At 61.8% G+C, this 24,830-nt stretch carries 23 protein-coding genes and 1 pseudogene; 16 read left to right on the top strand and 8 right to left on the bottom strand.

Annotation, left to right across the window (positions count from 1 at the left end; all coding sequences use genetic code 11):
• Positions 1–29: 29 nt before the first annotated feature.
• From HNO79_RS10380 to HNO79_RS10370, 3 genes are all read right to left on the bottom strand, one after another.
• Positions 30–809, bottom strand: coding sequence for an acetoin reductase (locus tag HNO79_RS10380; protein WP_214164583.1), 780 nt, complete (start codon positions 807–809; stop codon positions 30–32).
• Positions 810–937: 128 nt separating this feature from the next.
• Positions 938–2,494, bottom strand: coding sequence for a carbohydrate porin (locus HNO79_RS10375; protein WP_214164582.1), 1,557 nt, complete (start codon positions 2,492–2,494; stop codon positions 938–940).
• Between the two features lie 423 nt (positions 2,495–2,917).
• Positions 2,918–3,544 (bottom strand): glutathione S-transferase, encoded by a 627-nt coding sequence (locus HNO79_RS10370; protein WP_214164581.1) that lies wholly within the window; start codon positions 3,542–3,544, stop codon positions 2,918–2,920.
• A gap of 316 nt (positions 3,545–3,860) precedes the next feature.
• Here HNO79_RS10370 and HNO79_RS10365 point away from each other — a divergent pair, with 316 nt between their 5' ends.
• From HNO79_RS10365 to nhaA, 15 genes are all read left to right on the top strand, one after another.
• Complete coding sequence (locus HNO79_RS10365; protein WP_214164580.1) at positions 3,861–4,295, top strand: NADH-quinone oxidoreductase subunit A; 435 nt, start codon at positions 3,861–3,863, stop codon at positions 4,293–4,295.
• Complete coding sequence (locus HNO79_RS10360; protein WP_010516609.1) at positions 4,292–4,927, top strand: NADH-quinone oxidoreductase subunit B; 636 nt, start codon at positions 4,292–4,294, stop codon at positions 4,925–4,927. Before HNO79_RS10365 ends, HNO79_RS10360 begins: the two co-directional genes overlap by 4 nt.
• Before the next feature lie 4 nt (positions 4,928–4,931).
• On the top strand, positions 4,932–6,698 hold the full coding sequence (gene nuoC, locus HNO79_RS10355) for an NADH-quinone oxidoreductase subunit C/D (RefSeq protein WP_214164579.1): 1,767 nt from the start codon (positions 4,932–4,934) through the stop codon (positions 6,696–6,698).
• Positions 6,685–7,176 carry an NADH-quinone oxidoreductase subunit NuoE gene (gene nuoE, locus HNO79_RS10350; RefSeq protein WP_200409735.1) on the top strand — a complete coding sequence of 164 codons (492 nt, stop codon included), beginning with the start codon at positions 6,685–6,687 and terminating at the stop codon, positions 7,174–7,176. Before nuoC ends, nuoE begins: the two co-directional genes overlap by 14 nt.
• The gene (locus HNO79_RS10345) at positions 7,173–8,471 is read left to right on the top strand and encodes a complex I 51 kDa subunit family protein (RefSeq protein WP_214164578.1); all 1,299 of its coding nucleotides are present in this window, start codon (positions 7,173–7,175) and stop codon (positions 8,469–8,471) included. The genes nuoE and HNO79_RS10345 overlap by 4 nt, the downstream gene beginning before the upstream one ends.
• A gap of 22 nt (positions 8,472–8,493) precedes the next feature.
• Entirely contained in the window at positions 8,494–11,226 is a 2,733-nt protein-coding gene (nuoG, locus tag HNO79_RS10340; RefSeq protein WP_214164577.1) for an NADH-quinone oxidoreductase subunit NuoG, read from the top strand.
• The gene (nuoH, locus tag HNO79_RS10335; protein WP_214164576.1) at positions 11,223–12,179 is read left to right on the top strand and encodes an NADH-quinone oxidoreductase subunit NuoH; all 957 of its coding nucleotides are present in this window, start codon (positions 11,223–11,225) and stop codon (positions 12,177–12,179) included. Before nuoG ends, nuoH begins: the two co-directional genes overlap by 4 nt.
• A 25-nt stretch (positions 12,180–12,204) precedes the next feature.
• Positions 12,205–12,717: an NADH-quinone oxidoreductase subunit NuoI gene (nuoI, locus tag HNO79_RS10330; protein WP_048856491.1), complete on the top strand. Its 513-nt coding sequence runs from the start codon at positions 12,205–12,207 to the stop codon at positions 12,715–12,717.
• 5 nt (positions 12,718–12,722) lie between these two features.
• Positions 12,723–13,223: an NADH-quinone oxidoreductase subunit J gene (gene nuoJ, locus HNO79_RS10325; protein ID WP_048856490.1), complete on the top strand. Its 501-nt coding sequence runs from the start codon at positions 12,723–12,725 to the stop codon at positions 13,221–13,223.
• A gap of 1 nt (position 13,224) precedes the next feature.
• Positions 13,225–13,536 (top strand): NADH-quinone oxidoreductase subunit NuoK, encoded by a 312-nt coding sequence (gene nuoK, locus HNO79_RS10320; RefSeq protein ID WP_214164575.1) that lies wholly within the window; start codon positions 13,225–13,227, stop codon positions 13,534–13,536.
• A 4-nt stretch (positions 13,537–13,540) separates the two neighbouring features.
• Positions 13,541–15,448, top strand: coding sequence for an NADH-quinone oxidoreductase subunit L (gene nuoL, locus HNO79_RS10315; RefSeq protein ID WP_214164574.1), 1,908 nt, complete (start codon positions 13,541–13,543; stop codon positions 15,446–15,448).
• Complete coding sequence (locus tag HNO79_RS10310; protein ID WP_214164573.1) at positions 15,445–16,947, top strand: complex I subunit 4 family protein; 1,503 nt, start codon at positions 15,445–15,447, stop codon at positions 16,945–16,947. Before nuoL ends, HNO79_RS10310 begins: the two co-directional genes overlap by 4 nt.
• Positions 16,944–18,419 carry an NADH-quinone oxidoreductase subunit N gene (locus HNO79_RS10305; RefSeq protein ID WP_214164572.1) on the top strand — a complete coding sequence of 492 codons (1,476 nt, stop codon included), beginning with the start codon at positions 16,944–16,946 and terminating at the stop codon, positions 18,417–18,419. The genes HNO79_RS10310 and HNO79_RS10305 overlap by 4 nt, the downstream gene beginning before the upstream one ends.
• A gap of 24 nt (positions 18,420–18,443) precedes the next feature.
• Positions 18,444–18,944, top strand: coding sequence for a CBS domain-containing protein (locus HNO79_RS10300; RefSeq protein ID WP_010517130.1), 501 nt, complete (start codon positions 18,444–18,446; stop codon positions 18,942–18,944).
• A gap of 99 nt (positions 18,945–19,043) precedes the next feature.
• Entirely contained in the window at positions 19,044–20,255 is a 1,212-nt protein-coding gene (nhaA, locus tag HNO79_RS10295; protein ID WP_214164571.1) for a Na+/H+ antiporter NhaA, read from the top strand.
• A 52-nt stretch (positions 20,256–20,307) separates the two neighbouring features.
• Here nhaA and HNO79_RS10290 read toward each other — a convergent pair whose 3' ends face one another.
• The 3 genes and pseudogenes from HNO79_RS10290 to HNO79_RS17500 all read right to left on the bottom strand — a co-directional run.
• Positions 20,308–20,757 carry an ABC transporter permease gene (locus HNO79_RS10290; RefSeq protein WP_214164570.1) on the bottom strand — a complete coding sequence of 150 codons (450 nt, stop codon included), beginning with the start codon at positions 20,755–20,757 and terminating at the stop codon, positions 20,308–20,310.
• Positions 20,708–21,310 (bottom strand): hypothetical protein, encoded by a 603-nt coding sequence (locus tag HNO79_RS17265; protein ID WP_244987505.1) that lies wholly within the window; start codon positions 21,308–21,310, stop codon positions 20,708–20,710. The genes HNO79_RS10290 and HNO79_RS17265 overlap by 50 nt, the downstream gene beginning before the upstream one ends.
• 49 nt (positions 21,311–21,359) lie before the next feature.
• Positions 21,360–21,581: pseudogene (locus tag HNO79_RS17500) on the bottom strand (hypothetical protein); the annotation flags it as partial.
• Here HNO79_RS17500 and HNO79_RS10280 point away from each other — a divergent pair.
• Positions 21,582–21,830 (top strand): hypothetical protein, encoded by a 249-nt coding sequence (locus HNO79_RS10280; protein ID WP_214164625.1) that lies wholly within the window; start codon positions 21,582–21,584, stop codon positions 21,828–21,830. It begins immediately after the preceding pseudogene.
• Between the two features lie 9 nt (positions 21,831–21,839).
• On the opposite strand, the gene HNO79_RS10275 is transcribed toward HNO79_RS10280, so the two are convergent.
• Positions 21,840–22,544, bottom strand: a complete 705-nt coding sequence (locus tag HNO79_RS10275) for an ABC transporter ATP-binding protein (RefSeq protein WP_341460743.1) — start codon at positions 22,542–22,544, stop codon at positions 21,840–21,842.
• Positions 22,545–23,315: 771 nt separating this feature from the next.
• On the bottom strand, positions 23,316–24,782 hold the full coding sequence (locus HNO79_RS10270) for an NCS1 family nucleobase:cation symporter-1 (RefSeq protein ID WP_214164567.1): 1,467 nt from the start codon (positions 24,780–24,782) through the stop codon (positions 23,316–23,318).
• Positions 24,783–24,830: the final 48 nt, after the last annotated feature.

The following is a 24,830-nucleotide window of genomic DNA, read 5'->3' as shown; positions in this document are numbered from 1 at the left end:
GGCATGAATAATGCGTTCAGGGACCATGGTCAGCGGAACACAAGCCCGCCATCAATCAGGACTGACTGGCCTGTCATATAATCTGAATCTGCGCAGGCAAGCCACGCGACAAAAGCGGCGACATCATCGGGTGTTTCCGCCCGCCCCAGCGCGATGCCATTGACATATTTCTGATAGGTTGCACCGATTTCCGCGCCGGTCGCTTCCGCCATGCGCCTGTCTATCTCCACCCACATGTCGGTTCCCACCACACCGGGGCAATAGGCGTTTACCGTAATGCCATGAGGAGCCAGTTCCTTTGCCGCCGCCTGCGTCAATCCCCTGACTGCAAACTTGGTGGCGGAATAGACGCCCAGGAAAGCATAGCCTTCATGCCCTGCAATAGAACAGGCATTGATGATCTTTCCCCTGCGCCCCAGTTTTCTGAATGCCTGGGCCGCTGCCTGAATTCCCCATAGCGTTCCATTGACATTGATCTGGAAAATCCGCCCCATATCCTCCGGCATCACATCCACAAGTGCCCTGACCTGCGCCACACCTGCATTATTGACCATGATATCAACGCCGCCAAAGTGCTGCACTGCCTGCCCGATCACGGCAAAGACCTGATCACGCACGCTGATATCAGCTGCAACTGCAAGAACTTTGCGGCCAAGCGCCTGTATGTCTTCGCACACCCCGTCCAGCCGGTCCTGCGCGATATCCACCACCACCAGATCCGCCCCGTCGCGCGCCAGACGCAACGCAATGCCACGCCCGATACCCTGTGCCGCCCCCGTGACAACAGCCACCTTACCGACAAGAGACATGAAGGTCCTCTTTCTTTTTCAGATCCCACGCCACAGAATGTGACCGGTCAGTAAAAAAACGCACAATTCAGGAAAAAGATTTAAGAACTCAGACCATTTAATGGAAATATCAAATAAAAGTAACCACGTCAGAAAGCAACATTCATGGCGGTGCTCAGCACCACGGCATCCCTGAACACCGTCGTGCCCCCAACATGATTGACATACTGGAAGTCGGGCTTGATCGACAGGCCGTCCGCAATATGGAACCCATAATAGGCTTCATAGATCGTCTCATGCCCCTGAATGCCATACGGCATGCCAAAATTCCCCCCCGGCAGGGCAAGGCCACGGCCTGCCGCCGCTTCCTGCGACAGGATGGCGGAACGGCTGAAACCGGCCCACAGGAACGCAATCCCCACGCTATCCAGCGGACGGTGCCACAGGGCGCCCGTATCCATAAGGACTGCCATGAAACTGTGATTGATCTGTGATGTCTGCCCTGAAGCATAGGCATAGTATCCACCAAGTATCAGGCCATTCATCTCCCCCGCTCCACGACGGACAAGCATCTGGTCAACGATGACCCAGACCGAGGTCTGGCCGCTCTGCCTTCGAGCTGGCTGTCCCGTCAACACCCATGAATTGCCGTGGATGTCTTCATACAGATCCTCGTACCGCGCATTGTCATACATGGCGCCCACCTTGTAATGCCCCGCCAGATGATCCCGGCCAAAGGCGGGGATCCAGCCGATTTCAGCCTGTGTCGACAGCTTGCCCAACCCGTCCTGCGCCCATGACCAGCCCGAAATACCCCCGTTGTAGTTATGGGGAGATACGGCAAACAGTCCCCCCATGACATAAAGCTGCTTTATCGGCATGACACGCAGGACACCGCCAATATTTCCCGAAGGCCAGCCCCGCCCCCCGCGCAGGAATTTGGTCGGACTTTCCCCACCACACAGCCACACGTTCATGAAGTTGCAGACCCATGGCGAGTTCTGGAAAAACACCCCGGTGGGGATCCACCCAACCGACAGGTCCACCCTGCGGTCAAGCCATGCCTTTTCAAAATACGCCCAGACAAGATGCGCAATCACATTGCCGCGGCTGCCATAAATCTGCTGGACCTGGTTACTGTTATCACCAAACAGCCGGCTCAGGTTCCGGCCATGGCCGTTGACCACCAGCATGTGCAGCCACAGGTCCCGTGCCCATGCACGGGAATGAAGCACCCTGTTCCAGTCGACATCCAGCGTGGTACCAACCTGTCCTGCAACGGTATAATCGCGCTTTTTGCCACCTGCCACATTCCCCGCCAGGTCTTCATAAACGTCAACCGCCAGATAAAGCCCACGGCTTTGCAACCACGGCTGGACGCCACCCCAGTCCCCCAGCAGATGCGTGGTGCCAAATGGCGGACCAAATGAAGGCGGCCCATAGGGCGCGTGCAGGAAGCCGGGGGTTGTTTCATAAAAGGGCGTCGTCGGCTGCGTTTCGGCATACGGCGTGGGGTTGGAAACTTCTGGCAGTTTGTGTGTATCCGCCTTTGTACCCAGTATCCTGCGCACCCAGCCGGGATATTCATGCGCCTTCCTGTCCTGTACTACGGTTGTCCGGGTTACATCCACATCCGCCGCATGAACGGGAAAGGCAACGGACAGGAACAGCCCCAGACACACGACAGTGCGGATCAGCGCCATCATTGCCGTCCGGCCGTATCTATATGTAATGAACTCAGAACACCAATGAAAATATGACAGTAAAAAAAATCCGGAGGGAACGCGCATGCCCAGGACCTCATGGCTTCAGGGGACGATCCAAAACACCCCATACGCACAGACACGCACGACATATGAGTACGGCATGCGCCGCCACGCATGGCGCGCGACGATACTGGCAGCATCCATCATCATTTCGGCTTTATATGCGAATGGGTATTTTTTACTTATTTATTTAAAAACAAGGCGAACATTCTTATCATTTTTATTGCCTTCATTTTTATCTATTGGCCAGAACGGAACCATCCTTCCCTGTCCGGGGCAGCAAGGGAAGCGGCAGCATGGCCTGCGCCCGATAACGGATATCGCCCGGCGCGGGTTTCCCGTCAGCACATCGATATTTGCTGGTCAGTCAAACAGGACCGGCATATCCCCTTCCCGCCAGGGAGACAGGCGACACATGGCGCGATCAAATACCGGCAGGGCCATAAAGGCCCGCAGCCATTCCTGCACCCCATCCGGGCAGGCTGTGGCAAACCAGCACGGGTCCGTTGCAGCAAACTGCCGCACGAAGGGTGCCACGGCGGCATCGGTCAGGCCCGGCCGGTCACCATGCAGGAAGCGGTTCGCGTCCAGCGCGACATCTAACCGTTCCAGTCCATTCAGCGCCTCGGCCCGGTGATACATGGGGTCGGAGTGATGGCGGCTGGCATATTTATAACGATCCAGATGGTATTTGAACGGACCATCGTTATACGCAATCAGGTCATTGCGGACATTGACCAGCCAGTGCTGTGGATCATGCCGCCCCAGGGCCCATCGCATGATATCCAGACTTTCATCGATAATGGCCTGATCCGGCAGGACCAGGACAGGAACTGTCCCCTTGGGCGAAACCCGCAGCATGCAGGCAGGTTTCTGCGCCAGTTTTACTTCGCGTATTTCACATTCCACACCAGCGGATAGCAGGGCCAGCCGCGCCCGCATGGCATACGGACAACGGCGGAAACTGTAAAGTACGGGGTGTACGGTCATATCGTTCCTGTCGGCAGCCAGCATCCTGATGCAGGCATGATACGGAGACACGGCATTCGCAGGCAAGACAACACGTCCACCACATATCCCTGCACATGCATGAAAACTTGCATGACCTGACCGGAACTTCCCTTTCACCACAACGTATAGGCACTTGGCAGCATATTCTGGCGCTCCATGCATCCATGCCGGAATATCAGGGGAAACATAAACCTGTTCCCCTATGCCCGTGGCAATAAACGCCCGTCAATACGGACACCGTTACACAAGACGCCTTCCGCCCAGATAAAAAACACAGAAACGGAATGCCCTGTCCATGGAACCTGTTTCCAATATATGGCCTGTATTCACCTATGCAGCTGTCATAGCCATGCTATTGGCCTGCATGCTGGGCCTGTCCGCCATAACCGGCACCCGACGCTGTGGCGCGGCACGTGGGCGGGCGATGTCCATGCCGTTTGAATCCGGTATCCGGCCGACAGGGTCGGCGCATCTGCGCCTGCCCGTGCAGTATTACCTGCTGGCCATGTTTTTTGTCATATTTGATGTTGAAACGGCCATTCTCCTGACATGGGCAACGGTCGTGACCGAAACCGGATGGATCGGTTATGGCGCAGCCGTTCTCTTTACCGTTTTCCTGGCCATCTCCCTTGCCTATCTGTGGCGCGCCGGTGCGCTGGACTGGGGGCCGCGGCCACGGCTGATCGTCCCCCGACCGATCGCCCATGATGGAAAGGACCGTGCCCCATGAACTGGTTCCTGTCATCGCCCGATACCACGGGGGCAACGCCGCCCACGTCCAGCTTCAGCGAAACGGTCCGCCGCAACCTGGTCATGGGCCGGTTGCAGGATTTCGTGGCGTGGGGACAGAAGAACTCCATCTGGCCGCTGAATTTCGGCCTGTCATGCTGTTATGTGGAAATGGCGACAGCGTTCACCAGCCGCTTCGACATTGCCCGCTTCGGCTCCGAAGTGCTGCGCGCGACACCACGCGAAGCCGACCTGATCGTCATTTCCGGCACCGTGTTCGTCAAGATGGCCCCTGTCATCCAGCATCTGTACAACCAGATGCTGGAACCACGATGGGTCATCTCCATGGGGTCATGCGCCAATTCAGGCGGCATGTACGACATTTACAGCGTCGTGCAGGGCGTGGACAGCTTCCTGCCGGTGGATGTGTATGTCCCCGGCTGCCCTCCCCGCCCCGAAGCCCTGCTGGAGGGACTGATGCTGCTGCAGCAATCCATCGGCACGCGCCGCAGGCCGTTAAGCTGGCTGGTGGGACCACAGGGTGCCGAACCCGTCACGCCGCCCAGCCTGCGCGATGAAAAGCGCGCCCACCGCCAGGGCATGCGCGACCTGCGCACGCCCGACGGGATCTGATGCCATGACCGCCCTCGTGTCGCCCGCCCGTAACCGGGGCCTTGTGGAACAGATAACCGGCCACCTGCCCAACGGGGCGCTTGCCACGCAATCCACATGCGATGGTGTCTGCACCATCTGGATTACGGCGTCTGACCTGCGCCCGGCCCTTGCGGCGCTGAAGGCATCGTCCGCCGCCTGCCTCATGCTGCTGGACCTGACGGCCATAGACGAACGCGAACGCGCCCACCGCGCGGGCCAGCCACAGGCCGCGTTCACGGTCGTCTATCACCTCATCTCGCTTGCCAGCCGCGCAGATGAGGTACGGATCAAGGTGCCCCTTGGCGCCGACGCCCCTGCCGTGCCCAGCATCTGTGACCTGTGGCCCAACGCCAACTGGTACGAACGCGAGGTATGGGACCTGTTTGGCATTCATTTCCATGGCCATCCCTGCCTGCGCCGCATCCTGACCCCGCCCACATGGACCGGGCACCCGTTGCGCAGGGACCACCATGCCCGCGCCACCGAAATGCCACCCTACAGCCTGACGGAAGAGCATGAAGCACGCGAGCAGGACGCCCTGCGCTTCGACCCGTCCGCATGGGGCATGCGGCGACATGGCGACCATAGCGATTTCATGTTCCTGAACCTTGGTCCCAACCACCCCAGCGTACACGGGGTGTTCCGCATCATGCTGCAACTGGAAGGCGAGCGGATTGTCGATGCCGTGCCCGATATCGGCTTCCACCACCGTGGCGCGGAAAAAATGGGCGAACGCCAGACATGGCACAGCTATATCCCCTACACCGACCGGGTGGACTACCTCGGCGGGGTCATGAACAATTTCCCCTACGTCATGGCGGTCGAAACACTGGCCGGGATCACCGTGCCGCCACGCGCACAGATGATCCGCGTCATGCTGGCGGAACTGTTCCGCATTGCCAGCCACCTCGTCTTCTACGGTACCATGGCACAGGATGTGGGGCAGCTTTCGCCGGTGTTCTATATGTTTACCGACCGCGAACGCGTGTTCGGGATTATCGAGGCGATCTGCGGCTTCCGCATGCACCCCGCCTGGTTCCGCATTGGCGGCGTGGCCATGGACCTGCCCGAAGGATGGGACGGACTGATCCGCGCCTTCCTCCATGACCTGCCGCGGCGGCTGGACGAATACGATGCCATGGTCATGCGCAACCCAATCTTCCGCGCCCGGACGAAGGGGATCGGCGCCTACACCACGGCGGAAGCCGTTGAATGGGGTGTCACCGGCCCGGGGCTGCGCGCCACGGGGCGGGAGTGGGATTACCGCAGACATGCACCATACGCCTGTTACGATCAGCTTGAATTCGACATTCCCACCGGCACGCGTGGCGACTGCCATGACCGGATTGCCGTGCATGTGGAAGAAATGCGCCAGAGCCTGCGGATCATCCACCAGTGCGTGGACAACATGCCCGCGGGCCCGGTCAAGGCGGACCACCCGCTGACGACCCCGCCGCCCCGGGCACGGACGATGCACGACATCGAAACCCTGATCCACCATTTCCTCAGCGTAAGCTGGGGGCCGGTCATTCCACCGGGGGAAGCCCGGGCCAGCATCGAAGCCACGAAAGGCGTGAATACCTATACGCTGATCAGCGATGGGGGCACCACATCGTACCGTACCCGCATACGCACCCCGTCATTTGCCCACCTGCAGATGATCCCGCTGCTCAGCCGCGGCATCATGATCGCGGACCTGATCGCGATCCTGGGCAGCATTGATTTCGTGATGGCCGATGTCGACCGCTGACGCCCCCCTGCCTGCGCCCCTGCGGGCGGAAATCCTGGTCCTCGCGGCGCAGGAACTGCACCCGCGCGGGGCGGCTGTCGCGGCACTGCGGCTGGTGCAGGCGCGCTTTGGCTGGGTCAGCACCGGGCATCTGTGCGAGGTGGCTGACCTGCTGGGCATGTCGGCCGATGATCTGGATGGCGTCGCCACCTATTTCAACCTGCTGTTCCGCAGGCCGGTCGGGCGGCACGTCATCATGCTGTGTGACAGCGTGTCGTGCTGGATCATGGGGGGCGAACCACTCTGCGACCATCTGTGCCGGACACTGGGCATCCAGCCGGGGGAAACCACGGCGGACAACGCCATCACCGTGCTGCCCACGGTGTGTATCGGGCATTGTGACCATGCCCCGGCCATGCTGGTGGACACCACCCTGCATGGCGATGTGGATACGGTATGCCTCGACCACCTAATCGACACGCTGAGGGACACGCCATGACGCCCCTGTCCGACCGGCCCCTGACCGCCATGATTGACCCTGCCGCCGGGCCACCGGACTGCGCGGCATACGGGCGCGCCGGGGGCTGGCAGGCAGCCCGCAGGGCGCTGGGTGGCCTTGCCCCGGCTGACATCATCGACATGGTGACACGCTCGAAACTGCGCGGGCGTGGAGGAGCCGGATTCAGCACCGGGCAGAAATGGAGCTTCGTGCCGAAGGACCCCGCATCCGAACGCCGCAAATACCTGATCGCCAATGCCGATGAAATGGAACCGGGCACCTTCAAGGACCGCCTTTTGCTGGAAGGCAATCCCCTGCAACTGGTCGAAGGGATGATCGTTGCGGCCTATGGCGTGCAGGCGGGACATGGCATCGTCTTCCTGCGCGGGGAATACCACCTTGCCTGCACCCGCCTGCACCATGCGATCGGGGAGGCACGCCAGCAGGGCTGGCTGGGCGAGAATATACTGGGCTCCGGCTTCAGTTTCGACATCCACGTCCATTCCAGCGCCGGACGCTACATATGTGGCGAGGAAACCGCCCTGCTGACCGCGCTGGAAGGCCGCCGCGCCACCCCACGCAGCAAGCCGCCCTTTCCCCAGACCGGCGGCCTGTGGGGCGCGCCAAGCGTGGTGAACAATGTCGAGACCCTGTGCAACCTGCCCCACATCATCGCCAACGGACCGGAATGGTTCGCGGCCCTCGGGCTGGGGGAGGACGGCGGCACCAAGATCTATGGCGCAAGCGGCCGGGTGGCGAGGCCGGGGGCGTGGGAACTGCCGATCGGCACGCCGCTGCGCCAGATCATCGAGGAACATGCAGGCGGCATGCTGCCCGGCTACCGCCTGCGCGCCCTGCTGCCCGGCGGGGCGTCCACCGCCTTCCTTGACGCCACGTCGCTTGATGTCGCCATGGATTACGGATCGGTGGAAAAGGCGGGCAGCCGACTGGGGACCGGCATGGCCATCATACTGGATGACCGGACCTGCCCCATCGGCATGATCCGCAACCTTGAACATTTCTTCGCACAGGAATCATGCGGGTGGTGCACGCCATGCCGTGACGGGCTGCCGTGGGTGGAACGGCTGCTAACCGCGATCGAGGATGGCACGGGACAGGCCGAAGACATGGACCATCTCGCCCGCCATGCCCGCATGCTGGGCGCGCCGGGCCGGACCTTCTGCGCCCATGCGCCGGGGGCGATGGCGCCACTGGCCAGCGGGCTGAAGCTGTTTGCCGCGGATTTCACCGACCACATCCGGCACGGCCGCTGCCCGCTGCGCATAGCGGCATGAACACACGACAGGGAGCACCGTCATGACCCGCATCCACATAGACGGCAAAGAGTGCCCGACCCGCACCGGCGTCAACCTGCTGCAGGCCTGCCTGGAAGCCGGGGCCAACCTGCCGTATTTCTGCTGGCATCCCGAACTCGGCTCCGTCGGGGCATGCCGCCAGTGCGCGATCAAGCAGTTCACCGGCCCCGATGATACGAAAGGCCGCATCGTGATGGCCTGCATGACCCCCGTTGGCGAAGATACCATCGTCTCCATTGACGATACCGAGGCGCGTGACTTCCGCGCCAGCGTGATCGAATGGATGATGGTCAACCACCCCCATGACTGCCCCGTATGCGAGGAAGGCGGCGAATGCCACCTGCAGGACATGACGGTAATGACCGGGCACAACACCCGCCGCTACCGCTTCACGAAACGGACCCACCGCAATCAGGACCTCGGACCGTTCGTAAAGCATGAAATGAACCGCTGCATCGCCTGCTACCGCTGCGTGCGCTTTTACCGTGATTACGCAGGCGGGGATGATCTGGCGGCCTTTGCCTCGCACGATCATGTGTATTTTGGCCGTGCGGCGGATGGCACGCTGGAAAACGCCTTCAGCGGCAACCTGGTGGAAATCTGCCCGACCGGCGTGTTTACCGACAGGCCGTTTTCCGCCACCTATACCCGCAAGTGGGACATGCGGGGCGCGCCCTCCGTCTGCGTGCACTGCGCGGTGGGGTGCAACACCATTGTCAATGCGCGGGGGGAAACGGTCCGCCGTGTCCTCAACCGCTATAATACGGACATCAACCGCTACGTGCTGTGTGACCGGGGGCGCTTCGGGCATGGCTTTGTCAATGCACCGACACGCATCCGCACGCCACTGTGCGCCACGGACGGCCAGCAGGTGCCCGTTCCCGTGGCCGATGCCCTTGCCCGCTTCGCACGGATGGCGGCGGATGGACAGATTGTGGGCATCGCTTCCCCCCGCGCGGCGCTGGAAACCTGTTTCAGCCTGCATGCGCTGGCGGGACCGCAGCATTTTTCCACCGGCCAGACACGGCAGGAACAGTCATGCGCGGAACTGGCCCACGCCCTGCTTGGCCGCCACCCCGGCAGGCTGCCCACCATTCATGACATGGAAAGCGCCGACGCGGTGCTGGTACTGGGCGAGGATGTTTACGCCACCGCCCCCCGGCTTGGCCTTGCGTTGCGACAGTCGGTGCGCCAGCCATCCTTCCACACGGCAGACGAGGCCAGGGTACCACGCTGGATGGATGCGGCAGTACGCACGCTGGGGGCTGAATGCCCATCCGCCCTGCATGTCCTGACTCCCGCGCCAACCGCACTGGATGACGTGGCGGCGGACAGCGTGCGCGCCGCCCCCGATGACATTGCACGTCTGGGCTTCGCCATTGCCCATGAAATCGATCCCGCCGCCCCGCCCGTCGCGGATCTGGCGCCTGATGACACACGGCTTGTCACCCGCATTGCCCGGACGCTTGTCGCCGCCCGGACGCCGGTGGTCGTGTCCGGCATGCAGTACGGGTCGCCTGCACTCATGCAGGCTGCCGCCAGCATCGCCGCGGCCCTTGCGCGCGCCACGCCTTCTGCGGGCCTGTCGCTGGTACTGCCGGAATGCAACACCATGGGGCTGGCCATGATGGGGGGGCTGCCGCTGGAAACGGTGATGGAACAGGCCCGGGCTGGCGCGATTTCCACGCTGGTCGTTGTAGAAAATGACCTGACCCGCCACCTGTCCCCGGCGGATGTCGCGGACCTTGTGGCGGCAGTCCCGGATATTGTCGTCATCGACCATACGGTGACACCGCTGTGCCAGCACGCCAGCCTTGTCCTGCCCTCTGCCGCCTTCAGCGAGTGCACCGGCACGTTCATCAGTCACGAAGGCCGGGCGCAACGTTCCTTTCAGGCGGTCTTTCCCCCTGCCCCCATACAGGCCGGCTGGCGCTGGATACAGGCGCTGGGCCAGAGCGCTGAACCGGCCGCGCCGCATATGACGGAACTGACCGGCTGGCGGGACCTGGATGATGTCCTTGCAGCACTGGCGGCAGCGTTTCCCCATCTTGCCCCCGCAGCCAGGGCCGCGCCGGACGCGCATTACCGCATGGACGGCCAGAAACTGCGCAGCCAGACCTATCGCGCCAGCGGACGGACCGTCATCCGTTCCTTTGTCAGCGTGCGCGACCAGCCGCCGCCCGCCAGCGCGGATACCCCCTTCAGCAGTTCAATGGAGGGCGCGTATGGTCCCGACATGCCAGCCGCACTGGTTTCGGGATATCAGGCATCGCCATGGAACTCGGTCCAGGCGCTGAACCGTTTCCAGCACGAAATCGGGGGGGACATGCGTGGCGGGGCGTCCGGTATCCGGCTGTTCCCGTCCGCCGGACCGGATGACGCAGGCCGCCCGTACGCCTACGCCACGGATATTCCCACGGCGTATGTGGCACGGGCCGACACCATGCTGGTACTGCCCGATACGCGCCTGTTCGGCAGCGAGGAACTGAGCATGTCCTCACCCCCCGTCATGGCGCGCGCCACCGCGCCGACACTGGGGCTACCTGCCGGCATGGTCAGGTCAGACCGCATGACGCTGCATCTGGAAGACGGCCCGCATATCCTTCCCGTGGAACCCGTGCCCGGACTGCCTGCGGGCATTGCCCTGTGCCCTGCGCACATGGTCGCGCGGGCGTTCCGTTTCCCGCGCATGGCCCGGCTGGAGAGAATGCCGGACGCAGGGGAAGGGCCATGACATATCCGGCAATCCTGACCATCATCCTGACGCCCATTGTCCTGCTTGGCCTTGCCACCGTGCTGACATGGGTTGAACGGCGGCTGCTGGGATTATGGCAGGACCGGCATGGCCCCGACCGCGTGGGACCGGGCGGCGTGCTGCAGGCGGTGGCGGACGGGACCAAGATCCTGTTCAAGCAGGACTGGGTTCCCCCCTTTGCCGACCGCGGCGTGTTTGTCGCGGCACCCGCCATCGGCATGATGACGGTCCTGCTGTCCTTTGCCGCCATTCCCGTCACGACGCGCGCGGGCATTGCGGGCGACATGAATGTGGGGCTGCTGTTCATCCTCGGCATGATGGGGCTCGGGGTCTATTCCGTGGTGCTGGCCGGATGGTCATCCAACAGCAAATACGCGCTGCTGGGTGGCATGCGGGCGGCGGCGCAGATGATCAGCTACGAGGTCTTCATGGGGCTTTCGCTTCTGGGCGTGGTCATGATGGCCGGGTCATTCAGTCTGCGCGATATCGTGGCGGCACAGGCGGGGCTGTGGTTCATCGTCCCGCAATGCCTTGGCTTTGGCGTCTTCATGCTGGCGGGCATTGCGGAAACGCACCGCCTGCCCTTCGACCTGCCCGAAGGGGAGAACGAACTGGGCGCCGGGTTCCATACTGAATATTCGGGCATGAAATTCGGCATGTTCTTCATTTCCGAATATGCCGGGATCGTCCTGGTCTCATGCCTTGTGACCACGCTCTACCTTGGGGGATGGCGCGGGCCATGGCTGCCTGCGGGCGTGTGGTTCGCGCTCAAGACCAGTTGCGTTGTGGTATTTTTCATCCTGCTGCGCGCGGGCCTGCCCCGCCCGCGTTATGACCAGCTGATGGCGCTGGGCTGGAAGGTCCTGCTGCCGCTTTCGCTGTTCAATGTCATGGCGACCGGAACCATCCTCATGCTGCGCGCGTCCCTGTGACACGCCTGCTGCAAAGGCATATCCCATGCTTGATACCCTGCGTACCCTGTTCCTGACGGCACTGCATGCCTTCCACCGGCGCGCGACCGTGCGGTATCCCGAACAGAAGCCGTACCTGCCGCCGCGTTATCGCGGGCGGATCATCCTGTCGCGCGATCCCGACGGGGCGGAGCGGTGTGTCGCGTGCAGCCTGTGCGCCGTCGCCTGTCCCGTGGACTGCATAAGCCTGCAGAAAACCGAAGCCGATGGCCGGTGGTATCCGGAATATTTCCGGATCAATTTCTCCCGCTGCATTTTCTGCGGCCTGTGTGAGGAAGCCTGCCCCACCTACGCCATACAGCTGACGCCCGATTTTGAAATGGGCGAATACGCACGCTCAAACCTTGTTTATGAAAAGGAAGACCTGCTGATAAGCGGGACCGGGAAATATCCCGATTACAGTTTCTATGCTGTCACGGGCATTCCCGTTCCCGGCAAGGCGCGCGGCACGGCCGAACGCGAACGCCCGCCGGTCGACCTCCATTCCCTGCTGCCGTAACCGCCATGCATGCCCTGGCCCTCCTTGCTGCCGGCGTAACCGTTATGGGGGCGATCATGGTCATCACCCGACGGGTGGCGGTGCATGCGGTGCTGTATCTGGTGGTGACGCTGCTGGCGCTTTCAGTCGTCCTTGTCCTGCTGGGCGCGTCATTCGCGGCAATGCTGGAGGTCATCATCTATGCCGGGGCGATCATGGTGCTGTTCGTCTTTGTCATCATGATGCTCAATCTGGGCCAGCCGGACAGCCAGCGTGAAAAGGAATGGCTGCACCCGCGCGCGTGGCTGGGGCCGGGCATTCTGGCCACCATCGTGTGCACGGAACTTCTTTACTGCGCCAGTCCCCTTTCCGGGCCCGTGCGCCTGCCCCTTCCCATTACGGTGCATGACGTGGGTCTCAGCCTGTTCAGCCGCTACGTGCTGATGGTCGAACTGGTATCGTTCCTGCTGCTGGCCGGTCTGGTGACGGCGTTTCATATCGGACGCCACCGGGAGGGAGGTCACTGACATGCCCGCCTTTTCCTTCAACGACACGCTTGTGCTGGCCACCATCATGTTCTCGGTCGGGCTGGCGGGCGTTCTGGTCCGGCGCAACATGGTGTTCATGCTGATGTCGCTGGACATCATGCTCAATGCCGCCGCCCTTGTATTCGTGGCCGCGGGCACGCGTTGGCACGATGCGGCGGGACAGGTGATGTTCGTGCTGATCCTTGCCCTTGCCGCCCTGGAAACGGCGGTCGGGCTGGCCATCATCCTGCGCCTGCACGCCCACGGACGCCCCACGCTGGATGCCGATACCGGCAACCTTCTGGAAGGATAGGGCCATGGCCACGTTCCTGCTCCCCCTTCTTGTCCTCTGCCCGCTTGCTGCGTCCCTGATCATATTCATCTCCGCAGGACGGATGGGCGCGCGCGGGGCCGGGACGGTTGCCTGCGCCGGGATCGGGGTGGCTGCTGTCCTGAGCATAATCGTGTCCGTCATCCTTCTGTCGGGACCGACGGGGAGGGAATTGCAGGTAACGCTGTGGCCATGGGTACATGCTGCGGGATTTTCGGCTGATATCGCCTTCATCCTGGACCGGATTTCCATGATCATGATCCTTATCGTTACGATCGTCGGACTGCTGATCCATGTCTATGCCGCAGGCTACATGCGGGACGATCCCGGGATTGCGCGATTTTTTGGCTGCATGACCCTGTTCGTGGCTGCCATGCTGGTTCTGGTGCTGTCGTCCGACCTGCTGTGCCTGTTTATCGGTTGGGAAGGCGTGGGGCTGTGTTCCTACCTGCTGATCGGCTTCTGGTATGACAATCCGGCCAATACCGCCGCCGCCCGCAAGGCCTTTTACGTGACCCGCGTGGGAGACGTGGCACTGCTGTGTGGCCTGCTGCTGCTGGCAACCGCGACGGGTTCTCCGCGCATCGGCGCGGTGCTGGCGGCAGTAACGAACGGGCAGGTATCCGCATCCGGCATCAGCATGGCGGCATTCTTCATACTGTTGGGGGCATTGGCCAAATCGGCGCAGGTCCCGTTCCAGGCATGGCTGCCGGACGCCATGGCGGGGCCGACGCCGACCTCCGCCCTGATTCACGCTGCCACCATGGTGACAGCGGGCGTCTACCTGATCGCGCGGCTGCATGACCTGTTCGTCATGGCGGCCCCCGTCATGGCGCTGACAGCCGTGCTCGGGACGCTGACGCTGCTTGTGGGGGCGTGCGCGGCGCTGGTTCAGTCCGACCTCAAGCGCATCCTCGCATGGTCCACGATCAGCCAGGTCGGTTATATGTTCCTCGCCCTTGGGTGCGGGGTGTGGCAGGCGGCGCTGTTCCACCTGATGACCCATGCCTTTTTCAAGGCGCTGCTGTTCCTTGCGGCGGGCGCCGTCATCATGCGCGCGCGCCATGAACAGGATATTTTCCACCTTGGCGGGCTGCGCCACGCCATGCCGGGACTGACCGTGACCTTTGTCATCGGCGCGTCCGCGCTGGCTGGCCTGCCACTGGTGACGGCGGGGTTCTACAGCAAGGAAATGATCCTGTCAGGTGTATGGCATGTGCGCTTTGGCCTGACGCGGGACTGGACCGTGACGGGACACCCGTTATGGGCGATGGCGCTGCTGGGAGCCTTCCTGACCGCGCTATATATTTTCCGCTGCGTTTTCATCGTGTTTTTCGGGAAAGCGGGAACCGTGGTGGCAGGCCGGACGTCACGCCTCATGACCGTACCCCTTGCCTGCCTGTGCGTTCTGTCGCTGTGCGGTGGAGTGATTGAAATGCCTGATACACTTCCCTCCCTTCACCTGTTCAGCGCCCTTCTGGACCCGGCAACACCCCTGTCACATGCGGATGAGCCGGTCTGGCTTGTGCTGGCCGGCGCGGTCGTTCCCCTTGCCGGGCTTGCGCTTGCATGGATGCTGTGGGGACGTCCGTCATCCGTCATGCGCGGTGCCCGCACCGCCGGAGGACCGGATGGGCGGCATGATGTCCTGTCCAGATGGCAGGACATCCCTGACCGGGCTGGCATCGCAGCGGGGGCACTGATGCGGGCCGCCAGCGCCCGGGTTTTCGCGGTCCGGGCCGGTTTTCTGGACATGCTGGCCAGATGGAGCGGGCGCATCGGCAGGCGGGGCGCGCGCATGCTGGAGCGGCTGCACAATGGTCGCATGCGGTGGTATGCGGCATGGATTGCCGGCGGCCTGTGCATGGCGCTTGCCGTGGCCGTGCTGTCATGATCGCCCTGCCTGCCCTTGTGCTGCTGCCCCTTCTGGGCGGTGGGGTGGCATGGGTGGCCGGACGCATCCGGCCTGTCCCCACACCGGCGTCGCGCGATGCCGCATGGTGGGTGGCACTTGTAACGCTGGGCATGGAAACGCTGCTGCTGGCGCTGATCACGTTCGGCCATCAGCCCCATGCGGAACCATGGCTGGCGCATTTTTCGATGCCGTGGATTCCCGCCATGGGCATTGCGATCAGGCTGGATATGGATGGGCTTTCGCTATCGCTGATCTGGCTTTCGCTCGTTCTGTGCTTTCCATGCGTATTCCTGTCCACCCGGCAGGTCACGGTGAATGCCGGGGCGTTCCATTTCCTTTTCCTTGCAACGCTTGCGGGCATTATCGGGACGTTCCTTGCAACCGACCTGTTCCTGTTCTTCTTTTTCTGGGAACTGATGCTGGTGCCCATGTTCGTGCTGATCGCCGCATGGGGGCATGAAGACAGGCAGCGTGCGGCCATGACGTTTTTCATGTTCACGCAGGGCAGTGGGCTGATCATGCTGGTGTCCATCCTCGGACTGGTCATGGCGCATTATCGGGCAACGGGCGTGCTGACATTTGATTATGTCACGCTGTCGCGCACGCCGCTGTCCCCCGCCCTGTCCATGCTGATCATGGTCGGGTTCTTCGTGGCCTTTGCCGTCAAGCTGCCTGTCGTGCCGGTTCATGTCTGGCTGCCTGCCGCCCATACGCAGGCCCCCACGGCGGCCAGCGTGCTGCTGGCCGGGATCCTGCTCAAGACCGGGGGATATGGCATGATCCGGTTCGACGTCATGCTGTTTCCCGATGCGGCCAGCCGCTTCGCGCCCGTTGCCATGGGGCTGGGTGTCGTGGGGATCCTGTACGGGGCATGGCTGTCGTGTGCGCAGGATGATGTCAAGCGCCTGATCGCCTATAGCAGCGTAAGCCACATGGGGTTCGTGCTGACCGGCATATTTTGCGGGTCGCGCATGGGGATGCAGGGGGCGATCATGCAGATGATGGCCCATGGGCTGAGCACGGCAGCACTGTTCGTGATCGCGGGCACCATACAGGACCGGCTGCATACGCGTGACATGCGCCGTATTGGCGGATTGTGGGCGGCCATGCCACGCCTGTCCAGCGCGGGCGTGTTCTTTGCCGTGGCGGCGCTTGGCATGCCGGGACTGGGTAATTTCACGGGCGAGTTCCTTGTCCTGCTGGCGACGTGGCATGTCAGCCCGCCCCTCGCGACCGTGGCGGCCGCAGGGCTGGTGCCTGCCGCCATGTACGCGCTGCGGATGGTCAACCGCATATTCCTGGCCGCACCCCGGGCCGGCCAGTCACCCGGGCCGGATTTTCCACCCCGGCAGATGGCGGTTCTGGCCTGCGTCATGGCCCTTGTGGCCGTTCTGGGCCTGTATCCGCAGCCTTTCATGGCATTTTCCCTTCCCCTGCCCGTTGCGGCCATGACCGGTGGGAAGGATGGTGCGCCATGATCGGGCATGACGTTTTCCTGCCCGCACCGCTGCTGGCGCTGTCTTTCGGTATCATGATCATGCTGGCGGCGACGGCATGGCGGCGTTCGGCGGGGCGCAGCCTGCTGGGGGGCATGGTGACGCTGCTGCTGGCCCTTGCGGTCACAGGATTGCATACGGGCGACATCCCCGGGAGCAAAGGCGACACCCTGTTCATTCAGGATCGCTGGACGACCTATACAGCCGCCCTGAGCATGTTTTCCAGCATGTGCATCCTGCTCATGTCATGGCGGGACACGGCGCATGAAGGGGCCGGGACGGGGGATGAATATGTCCTGCTGTTCATGCTGGGCACGCTTGGCGCGCTGGCCATGGTCTTCAGCGCGAATTACATGCCTTTTTTCGTGGGGCTGGAAATACTGGGCGTCTCCCTCATGGGACTTGTGGCCTTTCGGCGGCGTCCTGCCACGGCGGGGCATGAAGCCGCGATGAAATACCTGATACTGTCCGGGGTTTCGTCGGCCATTCTTCTGTTCGGGATCGGCCTGGCCTATGGCGTGACGGGATCGCTGCGCTTCGTACCGCCCGTTGCAACTGCGGATGTTCCCGCCGCATTGCCCGTGGCGGCAACGGTCATGATCCTTGTCGGCATGTTCTTCAAGCTGTCTGCCGTGCCCTTTCATATGTGGCTTCCGGACGTGATGGAGGGCGCCCCCGTGCCCGTGGCGGCATTTCTGGCCGTGGTCTCGAAAATTGCGATATTTTCTTCACTTGTCCGCTATTTCGGCATGGGAGAGCCGCCCCCGTTCCTTAATGACATCCTGTATGCCGTCATTATCCTGACCGTTCTGGGGGGCAACCTGCTTGCGCTGCGCCAGACCACCCTTCCGCGGCTTATGGCCTGTTCATCCATTGCACATGTCGGATATCTGCTGATCGCCTTCGTGTGTCCCGGCCTGCTGCAACCGGGGGCCATAACCGTTTATCTTGCGGCATACAGCGCCAGTACGCTGGGCGTATTTGCAGCCATGACCGCCTTTGCCGCCCCTGACGGGCCGGAAGGCACGGCTGTCGCGCAATGGGCGGGGCTGTTTTCCAGCCGTCCCTTCCTGGCTTCGGTCATGGCGCTCATGCTACTTTCACTGGCTGGCATTCCGCCCAGCATCGGTTTCCTTGCCAAATTCCAGATCGCCGCAACCGGGGTCGCACACCAGCGTGACCTGCTGGTGTGCGTACTCATCATCGGCAGCATTATCGGGCTGTATTATTACCTGAACATCATCCGCGTCATGCTGGCGACCCCGTCATTCCCATCCGCCAGCCAGAGCCGGGACAGTCGCCCGGAACTGACGGCGCTTGTCATCGTTCTGACCATAATCGTGGTCATCGGCGGCCTTTTTCCCGTCCGTACCATCCACCCGCTTCTTCCCATGCGCCCTGCCCCGCCTGAAATGCGGGATGAGACGGCGCATTGGCGGGCCGACCTGCGATGACCCAAACATGGAAAGGATTTTCCCATGTCCTCTCGTGTCTTTCACATCCTGGCGCAAAAAGGCAACACGGTCATTACTGTCCGGGCAGACGACCCTGTGCTGGATGTCGCGACCACGCTGGCGCGACACAATATTGGCGGCGCACCGGTTCTGGGCGCCGATGACCAGCTGGTGGGCATGATATCGGAAAAAGTGATCGTTCATGCATTATCCCAGCGCGGCGCGGACATATCCGCCCTGACTGCAAAAGATATCATGACAAGGGATACACCAACCGCAACGCCCGACGACAGTATTTATGACATTGCCTGCCGCATGACATATTCGCGCAACCGGCACGTGCCCGTTATGGAAAACGGGAAACTGGCGGGACTGGTCAGTATCGGGGACATTGTCAAACTGCGTGCTGAAAATGCCGAACAGGAAGCGCGGGAACTGCAGGATTATGTAACCGGCAGCGACCATGGCGCGGTCCAGTCCCCCAATGACGCGCCACCCATGCAGTGCGGGGGCAAGGACGGCTGATCCACCAACGGGATGTGCTGCCCATACGGCCCGTCAGTGTGATCGGCAGCCATCACGATCATTCTTGTCCCGTATGTCCCGTTCCGCCAACATGACGGAATGACTGACACATCCAGCACGCTACCCGGGGGCATCCGCCGCTTTTTCATATCTCCCTCCGCTGGCACGACTGCCCTGCTGCTGGCGTCCATGCTGGGGCTTGCGCTGGCCAATTCCCCGGAGGCCGCGTACTACCATCGACTGGTCACGCTGCCGATGCGGCTCCCCCTTCTGGGCGCACACGGCCCGACGGATATGGGATCATGGGTTTCGGACGGACTGATGACCCTGTTCTTTCTGGTGGTCATTGCGGACATCAAGACGGAAATCATCTCGGGGCATCTGTCCTCACCGCGAAAGATCGCACTTCCCCTGATCGGGGCAGCAGGCGGCATGATCATGCCCGCGCTGACCTACCTTATGGTGACCCATGGCCATGCCGGAACATCCCACGGCTGGGCCATTCCGGTGGCGACCGATGCCGCGTTCACCCTGCCGGTCATGCTGGTGCTGGGGTCACGTGTTTCCGCCGGGGCCAGAACATGGCTGATGGCGCTGGCTGTTTTCGACGATATTCTGGGTATTCTGGTCATCGCCCTGTTTTACGGGACCGCGCTGTGCTGGCCTGCGCTGCTGGTCGCGGGCCTCGTCACGCTGGGCATGATCTGTCTGAACAGGGCGGGAATCCGGGCATTGTGGCCGTATGCCGGCGGTGGGATGCTGCTTTGGGTATCCTTCCTGAACTCTGGACTGCATCCGACACTGGCTGCCCTTGTTACGGGGCTGTGCCTGCCCGCAATGCCATCCGGCACGACAGGGAAACAGCGATCACCGCTGGATACCGTGACTGCCGTAGTGAATCCCGTGGTGACATGGGGTGTGCTGCCGCTGTTCGGGTTCATCAATCTCGGGGTGTCGCTGGTGGGCCTGCATGCCAGCATGCTGCTGGCCCCCGTGCCGCTTGGCATCATCCTTGCGCTGCTGGTTGGCAAGCCAACCGGGGTTTTTGGCGCGACAATGCTGGCTTTCCAACTGAAACTCTCTCCACTTCCGGCGGCAACATCCATAGGAATGCTGTTCGGACTTTCCCTGTTATGCGGGATCGGGTTTACCATCAGTCTGTTTATTGCCGACCTTGCATTTTCGGGGTCTGAATTTGAGACCCCGGCCAGAATAGGGATATTTACCGGATCGGTCATTGCCGCACTGATCGGGTGGGTCTGGCTACGTTTTTCGCCTCTACGGGCTGATCCAGCCCCTGCGCGGTGCTGATATACCATTCCCCCTCCGCACTGTCGTCATCGTCCGGATACGGCACGCGGGCCTATCTGCCGTACCTCTGCAGGATTGACCGCTCAATCAAGGACGTCAATGCGACAAGCGGGAGCGAAACAAGCACCGTGATAAAGGCGATGGACCAGCTCATGCCGAAATCCAGTTCGCCCCTCGCCTCATCCAGAGCGCCACCCAGCCCATACCCGGTTGACAGCCATTCCGCAGTCATGACGCCCAGTATGGCTGACGGCGCCACAAGACGGGCGGCAGTACAGAAATAGGGTATGGTCGCAGGTATCACGAGATAGCGCAGATGGGCAAAACGCGACGCCCCATACAGGTCCAGAACATCACTGGCCGGACGCGGCGTCCGGTTCATGCCCTCCAGCATCACGACAAAAGCTGGGAACAACGACACAAGGGCCGCAATCCCGAGGGTTCCCGGCACATCACGGCCAAGCACCGTCACGATAATGGGCGTAAAGACGATGAGGGACATGCTCTATGCTCTGCATGACAAGAGGTTCCGCGCGTTTGCACGACCAGACAGCCACAGCCAGAAGAAAACCTGGCACAAGCCCCACGATCATTCCCCCGACCGCCAGCGTGACGGTCTGAACCATGGCGGGAACAAACGTTGCCCACACATCATGTGCCCATGGGCTGGTGACCAGATAGCGGAACACGGCGGAAGGCGGCCGGAACAGGATTGGTGAGACACCGGCCGGCCATGGCAGGCACTGCCAGATCACCAGCGGCAGCATACAGGCCATGCCGGCCCACAGCATGCCTTCCCATCGTCCGGCATGCGGCGCCGTTTCGTGCCCCGGTTGCAGCGTTGCCGGCACATCTTTCCCCGTCAGCATTCGCCCCAGTTGCGCAACCAGTCCGTACACGACCGCGGAAAAGAACGTTGCAACCAGTAGTGCCACAGCCCATAGTTCGGAAGGAATGCCACGACCGATTGCAGCCAGCAGGGCGGACCCTATGCCCGGCGCGCCGCTTCCGAACCCAGCAAGGATGGCGCCCTGAATCGCGGCCGGGGGCCGCAATGCGCAGTCCCGCGAAAAGCGCAGGCAGGCCTGAGCGTAACCGCACATACCATAATGTCGAGACCGCACTGCCACCATACAGCGTCACGACATCCTTCAGCCGTGGGTCTATATCCCGCAATCCTGTCCGCATGGCCTGAAGGGTTGGATAACAGACGCAGATAGCGGCAAGGATGACTTGCGACGTTGAGCTGCGGAACGCCAGAACAAGCAGCGGTCCCAGCGTAATCGGCGGAAGCGCGTATAAAACCGCCACCACACCCGAAAACACATGCCCCAGCGGGCGCCACAATACAAACGCCACCGCTACCGCAAGCACATTGCCAATGACAAACCCCTCCAGCGCAGGAAGCGCCGTCGCCTGCAGGTCCGTCAGCAGGGCGTCATGCGCGCACCATGCGGCAAGCAGGACGCCCCCGGTGCCGGAATCATGTCCGGCTGGAGCATGGCAACGCCCTGCCAGAGAGCCAGGCAGGCAAGCGCGACTGCACCTTCCTCACCCATCCTTCCCTTTGCCTGATCTGCGACGTCATGACGCGCTTTCCAACAGCCGTTCGATCCTGTCGCACAGCGCATGAAAAAACGGATCGACAAAGAAACCGGCAGGACGCGGACGTGGCACGTCAACTTCGACCGTCGCAATAATCCGCCCCGGATCGCGCCCCATCACGACAATCGTATCAGCCAGGAAGACGGCTTCATCAATCCCATGCGTCACCATAAGCGCGGTTGCCCCGCTTTCCAACCAGATACGCTGAAGTTCGCGTACCATCTCGCGTCGCAGGACGAAATCCAGCGCCCCAAAAGGTTCATCAAGAAGAAGAATGCGCGGATGCGTCACAAGCGCCCGGGCCAATGCGCCGTGCTGGCACATGCCACCCGACAGCGCCGCCGGCAGCGCCCCGCCGAAATTCTGCAGGCCCACCAGTGCAAGCAGGCTTTCGATCCTCTTCCGCGCCTGTGGACCGTCACGCCCGATGAGTTCAGGAGGCAGGGCCATGTTCGCACGCACGTCCCGCCACGGAAGGAGTGCCGCATCCTGAAACGCCATGCCCAGCGCGCCCTGGCGACGCAGGTCGTCGGGCGTGCAGCTGTCCCCATCGTGTGATCCGAACCGGATCGTGCCTTCATCCGGGTGGTCGAGACCTGCCACAAGCCGCAGAAGTGTCGATTTACCGCATCCCGACGGGCCAACCAAAGCTGTAAACGTCCCTTCGGAACAGGTCAGGTCGATACCTCAAAGGACCGGCAGGATGCCCTGCCCCGTATCGAACCGGCGACCAACCCGCTGAATTGACAGCCCGCGGCCTGCCGCCTCAGTCTGGCTTCTGACGGATTGCGGCGCAGTTGTTCATTCGATGCTCGAAGCGTGGTGTATGGAAGCGCCTCTTTGAGAAGATCAGAAGCACGGGCCTGTCATTGAGTATGGTCTTTCTTGATGGCACAACGATCCGTGCCCATCACAAGACGGCCGGGGCGGCTAAAAAGGGAAACACGGAGAGCGCCAAAAAGAGCGTGAACTCTTGGCCGATTTGGCACTACGGTCTGCGTCGTCATGGATGGTCATGGCAGGGCATTGTCTTTCACGCTTTCGCCCGGTCAGGCGCAGGAACTGTTGTGCGTTTATGCTGTGCCTGATGATCTGCCTCGACCGTCCGCTTACATCGGTTGTGATCGTGGTCATGCCCCGCACATGTTCCGTGCGGATCTCTCTGGAGCCGGGGATCTCGTCCTGTCATCCCGCCGCGGAAAAATGTTCCTCCAGTCGCCTGTCCCAAATGGGCCTACAGGCATCGGTTTCTGGTTAAAAACCTATATGCAAGATTCAAGGAATGGCGGGCTGTTGCCACACGCTACGAAAAGGCAGCTGCGTCCTTCCTCCTCGTCATTCCCATTGCTGCCAGGGCAGGCCACATCAAGGCCTAACAGACCCTGGAAAACAAACGCTTTTGGTTACCGCCTTTTTTACAAAGGCAACGTTCCCGGCAGCTTTCTGCAAAAAACTTCACCGGGCCAGTTTCATCAGGGCAAGATAACTTCCCCCCCCTGTCAGGCACCCCATGAACCATGCAAATCCGGACAGCGCCGATAATGCGGGTATGAATACGCCCGCGCTTCCCACCAGGACGGCGATAAGAAGGGCGACGACCGCAGCCGGGTTGATCCCGTTACGGTACCAGTAGCAGCCCTGCGGGCTGGTTGTATAAAGTGCCGCCACATCGACCTGACGGCGGCGCACGATATAATAGTCGCACACAAGAATACCGAATAAGGGACCGATAAACGTGGCCAGCACATCCAGTGTCAGGTGCATGAGATGCGGGCTGCCATACAGCTTCCATGGCATGATGAGGATGGAGCCCGCCGCCGCAATCATGCCACCACCACGCAGGCTGATATGCCGGGGTGACAGATTGGAAAAATCGAACGAGGCCGAGACGAAGTTGGCCACGATATTGATGCCTGCCGTGGCAATGATGAAGGTCAGCATGCCAAATATGACCGCCGTCAGGCTATCTATATGCGCCACCGTTTCCACCGGATCGATCATGACATGACCAAAGGCGGGGGCCGTCAGCGCAATGGTACAGATCGTCAGGGCCGAAAACCCGACAAAATTGAACGGCAACCCCCAGAAATTACCGCGCCGGATATCCGAAACACCGCGCCCATACCGGGCAAAGTCGCCAAAATTGAGCATCGGCCCGGAAAAATAGGAGACCACAAGGGCCACGGCATTCACGCCCGTCCATACAAGCGTGCCGCCATGCAGGGGGGCGCCGACACCGGAAATCTGAAGGGAAAAATGGCGCCACCCCACACGATGGAGCAGATACAGGTCCAACGCGATCATGACGGCATAAACGGCAGGCCCGGCCAGTTCGATAAACCGGCGGATTGTCTCGATCCCGCGCCAGAAAATGGCGGCCTGCACCAGCCATAACAGGGCGAACGCTCCCCATCCCACAGTGGAAAGCCCCAGCATACCATGCAGCCTGACCTCCGCCCATGGCGTCAGGCCGGGAACAAGCCGCAGGGCCAGCACGACAAGCGCATTCGACGCCAGCCACGTCTGTATCCCGTACCAGCATACGGCGATCACACCGCGTATCAGGGCAGGGATATTGGCCCCCAGCACGCCAAAGGACATGCGGCACACAACCGGAAACGGCGTGCCCGTGCGCTGGCTGGGCACGGCGACAAGGTTACACAGGACGTTGACAATCAGCACACCCGCCAGCAGGGCAGCAAAGACCAGCCCCGAAGGCAGGCCAAGCGTAAACAGGTTTCCCGCAGTTACATAGCCACCAACGCTATGCACATCCGACATCCAGAAGGACAGGTAATCGTACCAGCTCCAGTCCTGCCGTTCCGCAGGTAACAGGTCGCGATTACGCAACCTGTCATCTTCCCCCCCTGGCTGCATGACCGGGAAACGTGAAACGGCTTCCGGTCGTGTGTGCATGTTCATGCGCGTAACCTCCGCAGGACACTATGCTGGGGTGTGCCTGCCGTGTGA

The organism is Komagataeibacter oboediens, assembly GCF_018491655.1.
Classification (GTDB): domain Bacteria; phylum Pseudomonadota; class Alphaproteobacteria; order Acetobacterales; family Acetobacteraceae; genus Komagataeibacter; species Komagataeibacter oboediens.
This window is presented reverse-complemented; position numbering and strand designations above follow the sequence as displayed.